We start from the raw sequence: 653 nt of genomic DNA, 5'->3' as shown, positions 1-653 counted from the left end.
TGAGCAGCCCTATCTGACGGGTCCAATGTTATTGTTAGTGCATGATCGGCCTGTGTTCCATCGGGATGATGGTCTCGGGCGCTGGTGGGTGATAGCCCAGTGCACTGTGTGGTCTCTTGGTATTGTAGTGTTTCCTCCATTCTTCGATGATGATCTGGGCTTCGCGTAGCGAGTAGAAGACTTCCCCGTTCAGAAGCTCATCTCTCATGCGGCCGTTGAAGCTTTCGCAGTATCCATTCTCCCAAGGCGAGCCTGGTTCGATGTATGCGGTCCTGGCTCCGACAGCTGCAATCCAGTCACGAACCGCCAGGGCAACGAACTCCGGACCATTGTCCGACCGTATGAAGCGAGGTGTCCCACGCAGGATGAACAGATCCGTCAGAGCGTCGATGACATCGGTAGAGTTCAGTTTTCGCTTTACCCTGATTGCCAGGCACTCCCGGCTGAACTCGTCGATGATGTTCAACGTCCGGAATGCTTTCCCATCATCGGTGCGGCAATGCACAAAGTCATAGCTCCAGACATGATTGCGATGTTCCGGCCTGAGTCGGACACATGAGCCATCGTTCAGCCAGAGCCGTCCTTTCTTCGGCTGCTTGTGCGGGACCTTCAGCCCCTCTCGCTTCCATAGACGTTCGATACGGCCATCGCTG

Annotated in this window: 1 protein-coding gene; it reads right to left on the bottom strand. The window is 55.3% G+C overall.

The window, feature by feature from the left end; genetic code table 11:
* Window positions 1-34 precede the first annotated feature (34 nt).
* Window positions 35-653 (bottom strand): IS3 family transposase (locus tag ACR0LZ_RS21145; protein ID WP_480752225.1); only part of this gene is annotated, 619 nt, incomplete at its 5' end.

The organism is Ruegeria sp. CI1 (genome assembly GCF_056536925.1).
The sequence above is the reverse complement of the archived record's forward strand: the minus strand, read 5'-3'. Positions and strand labels throughout refer to the sequence as shown.